The organism is Rhodoplanes elegans, assembly GCF_016653355.1.
Classification (GTDB): Bacteria; Pseudomonadota; Alphaproteobacteria; order Rhizobiales; family Xanthobacteraceae; genus Rhodoplanes; species Rhodoplanes elegans.
Genome location: NZ_NHSK01000279.1, coordinates 1 through 2,535 on the forward strand (window position 1 = coordinate 1; position 2,535 = coordinate 2,535).

At 71.3% G+C, this 2,535-nt stretch carries 7 protein-coding genes and 1 pseudogene; 7 read left to right on the forward strand and 1 reads right to left on the reverse strand.

Annotated elements, in window-relative coordinates; translation table 11 throughout:
* The 6 genes from CCR97_RS28680 to CCR97_RS28705 all read left to right on the forward strand — a co-directional run.
* Nucleotides 1-211: hypothetical protein (locus tag CCR97_RS28680; RefSeq protein WP_201160130.1), on the forward strand; the 211-nt coding region annotated here is incomplete at its 5' end.
* Entirely contained in the window at nucleotides 208-630 is a 423-nt protein-coding gene (locus CCR97_RS28685; protein WP_201160131.1) for a hypothetical protein, read from the forward strand. The genes CCR97_RS28680 and CCR97_RS28685, both read left to right, overlap by 4 nt.
* A 49-nt stretch (nucleotides 631-679) precedes the next feature.
* Nucleotides 680-853 (forward strand): hypothetical protein, encoded by a 174-nt coding sequence (locus tag CCR97_RS28690; protein ID WP_201160132.1) that lies wholly within the window; start codon nucleotides 680-682, stop codon nucleotides 851-853.
* Nucleotides 850-1,170 carry a DUF2730 family protein gene (locus tag CCR97_RS28695; protein ID WP_170146110.1) on the forward strand — a complete coding sequence of 107 codons (321 nt, stop codon included), beginning with the start codon at nucleotides 850-852 and terminating at the stop codon, nucleotides 1,168-1,170. Before CCR97_RS28690 ends, CCR97_RS28695 begins: the two co-directional genes overlap by 4 nt.
* Before the next feature lies 1 nt (nucleotide 1,171).
* A complete protein-coding gene (locus tag CCR97_RS28700) occupies nucleotides 1,172-1,474 on the forward strand; it encodes a VpaChn25_0724 family phage protein (RefSeq protein WP_244670734.1) in 303 nt (100 codons plus the stop codon).
* A gap of 1 nt (nucleotide 1,475) precedes the next feature.
* Nucleotides 1,476-2,093, forward strand: a complete 618-nt coding sequence (locus CCR97_RS28705; protein ID WP_111360610.1) for a DUF3486 family protein — start codon at nucleotides 1,476-1,478, stop codon at nucleotides 2,091-2,093.
* A 5-nt stretch (nucleotides 2,094-2,098) separates the two neighbouring features.
* Here CCR97_RS28705 and CCR97_RS28710 read toward each other — a convergent pair whose 3' ends face one another.
* Nucleotides 2,099-2,332, reverse strand: a complete 234-nt coding sequence (locus CCR97_RS28710) for a hypothetical protein (protein WP_111360611.1) — start codon at nucleotides 2,330-2,332, stop codon at nucleotides 2,099-2,101.
* Between CCR97_RS28710 and CCR97_RS28715 the strand changes: the two are divergent.
* A pseudogene (locus CCR97_RS28715) lies at nucleotides 2,331-2,535 on the forward strand (hypothetical protein); the annotation flags it as partial. The gene CCR97_RS28710 and the pseudogene CCR97_RS28715 sit on opposite strands and share 2 nt — an antisense overlap.

Consider the following 2,535-nt stretch of genomic DNA (forward strand, 5'->3'; position numbering starts at 1 on the left):
CAATGGCGCGCGCGAGCAGCTGCAGCCGCTCGTCGGCAGCAACCGGACCGTCGACCTGGTCTTCACCGTCCTCACCCTGATCGGCGTCGCCATCGCGATCGGCGGCGCGGCTTACGCCCTGTGGGCCGTGCGCCGGCGCCGCGCCGCGGAGCGCGCCTGGTCGGGCGAGGCGATCGCCGCCGTCGATCCCTTCGCCGGAGCGCCCGCATGAGCCCGGCCGCCATCATCGCGTGGGTCGTCGCCGGCGGCTGGCGGAAGCTCGCCGCGGGTGCCGCCGTGCTGGCCGCCGGCTGGCTCGCCTGGGCGATCTGGGACGCCGGCTACCAAACCGCCGAGCAGGCCTGCGACGCCGCGGCCGCCAAGGCCGAGGTCGCCCGGCTGAAGACCCAGTTGGGGGCGGCCAAAAACCTCGCCGAATCCGCCCAGGCGACCGCGCGGCGCCTGCAGGAGCAGGACGCGACCGCGCAGGAGCGACATCGTGAGCTGCAATCCGAGATCGAGATCTTGCGCGCCGCCGGTCGCCCGGGCGGCGCGGCCGGCAAGGGCGGCAAGGGCGGCAAGAGCGGCCCTGGTCTGCTCGATGGTCGCTGCGATCTCACCGATCGCGGGGTGCGGTTCTTCTCCCGCTAGGGAGCCGCCGGCCGTCAGCATTCCCCCGGCGCCGGCCTATCTGCAGCCCGTGCCGGTGCTGCCGCCGCGCAAGGGCGAGTCGGTGCTCGCCGTGGCGGAGCGCGAGCAGGTAGCGCGCAAGCGCGCCAACACCATCATCGGCGCCGCGCGGCGCGATTGGGACTGCCTGCGGGCCGGCTTCGCCGGCGCCGAGACGGGCGACGCATGCGAGGGCGTGAAGTGACACTCGACACCGTTCTGCTCGCCCTGTCGGGCCCGGCCGTGGCGCTGGCGAGCTTTGCCTACACGGTCGTCACCCAGCGCAAGAAGGCCTCGGCCGACGCGCTCGCGGCGATCAGTTCGCGCGTGAGTGCCGTCGAGACGCGCACGACGCAGATCGAGGGCCAGATCGACGGCCTGCCGGACCGCGACGCGACGCACCGGCTGGAGCTGGCGCTCTCCGACATGCGCGGCGACCTGAAGGCGCTCACCGAGCGGATCGGCCCGATGGCGGCGACCTCGATGCGGCTCCAGGAGTATCTGCTCGAGCAGGCGAAGTGACATGACGACGATGGACCGCATCATCCGCGAGGAGGCCCGCCTCATCATCCTGCGGGCGCTCGGCGAGCAGATCGACGAGCGGCTGAACTCGGAGCTGCTGCGCGTCTCGCTGGAGACCTTCGGGATCGCGCGGCCGCGCGCCTGGGTGCACGGCGAGCTGGCGTATCTGACCGAGATGGGCGCCGTGACGCTCGTCGACGCCGGCTCCGTCAAGGTCGCGACCCTCACCGAGACCGGCCGCCGGCATCTCGATCGCACGGTCGCGATCGAGGGCGTCAAGCGGCCGTCGCGGCCGGAGGCGTGAGATGGCCGAGGGCCGCGGTCAGCTCTCCGCCATCGACCGTCTGCCCGATTGGGCCGACGAGACGAAGCTGTGGGCGTTCTCGGAGCTGAAGGAGCGCAAGCGCACCCAGCTCGACATCCTCGACGAGTTCAACGCGCGCCTTCGCGCCGCCGCGCTGACCAACGGCGTGATGGACCCGCCGCAGATTTCGCGCACGGCTTTCAACCGGACCGCCTGCCGGCTCGCCGTGCTCGGCCGCCGCCTGGAGGAGACCCGCGAGATCGCCGCCGTGCTGGCCCCGAAGCTCGAAGCCGCCGGCGACGACTCCGTCACACTGCTCGTCTCCGAGAGCATCAAGATGCTGTTGAACGAGCTTCTCTCCAACGCCGGCGAGATCGCGGCCGACGGTGCCACGGCCGAGATGCTGATGATGACGGCCCGCGCTCTGAAGCACGCCGAGGAGGCGAAGCGGATCAGCACCGAGACACGGCGCAAGATCGAGACCGAGTTCCAGACCAAGGCCGCGAAGGCGGTCGACGCGGTCGCGGCCAGCAAGGGGCTCTCGGCCGAGACGGTGGAGAGCATCAAGGCGAAGATCTTGGGCGTCACCCGACCCGCCGGAACAGGAGGTGATCCGTGAGCACCTCACCCGCGCGGGGCGTCGTCGATGGACCTGATGCGGAGCCATTCGCCCTGAGACAGCGCGGCCTGAAGCACCTCGTCGACCTCGGCGAGGTAGCTTCGCCACATCGGCGCACCTTCGAACGTGATGTCCTCCGGGTGGCCGTCTGCACGGCACAGAGCTCTGGCGGCGCGTTCCCGGGGCGACTGCTGTCTCGGTGACATTCGCAAACCCTGTCGCATCAGTGTGAGCCACATGACCCAGCTCGTGACGACCGAGGATTGGGCCGCCCATCGCCGCGAGATGCTCGCGACGTTGCCGGCGCCGCTCCAAGGCGAAAGCCTGCCGGCCGTGCTGCTGCCGTATCAGCGCGAGCTGCTGGCCGCCACCTCGAAGACGCAGCTCGTCGTCGTCGACAAGTCGCGCCGCATCGGAGCGACCTGGGGGATCGGGGCCGACG

Coding starts and splice junctions, on each gene's coding strand:
- CCR97_RS28685 (WP_201160131.1), top strand. CDS start 208: ATGAGCCCGGCCGCCATCATCGCGTGGGTCGTCGCCGGCGGCTGGCGG.
- CCR97_RS28700 (WP_244670734.1), top strand. CDS start 1,172: ATGACGACGATGGACCGCATCATCCGCGAGGAGGCCCGCCTCATCATC.
- CCR97_RS28705 (WP_111360610.1), top strand. CDS start 1,476: ATGGCCGAGGGCCGCGGTCAGCTCTCCGCCATCGACCGTCTGCCCGAT.
- CCR97_RS28710 (WP_111360611.1), bottom strand. CDS start 2,332: ATGTGGCTCACACTGATGCGACAGGGTTTGCGAATGTCACCGAGACAG.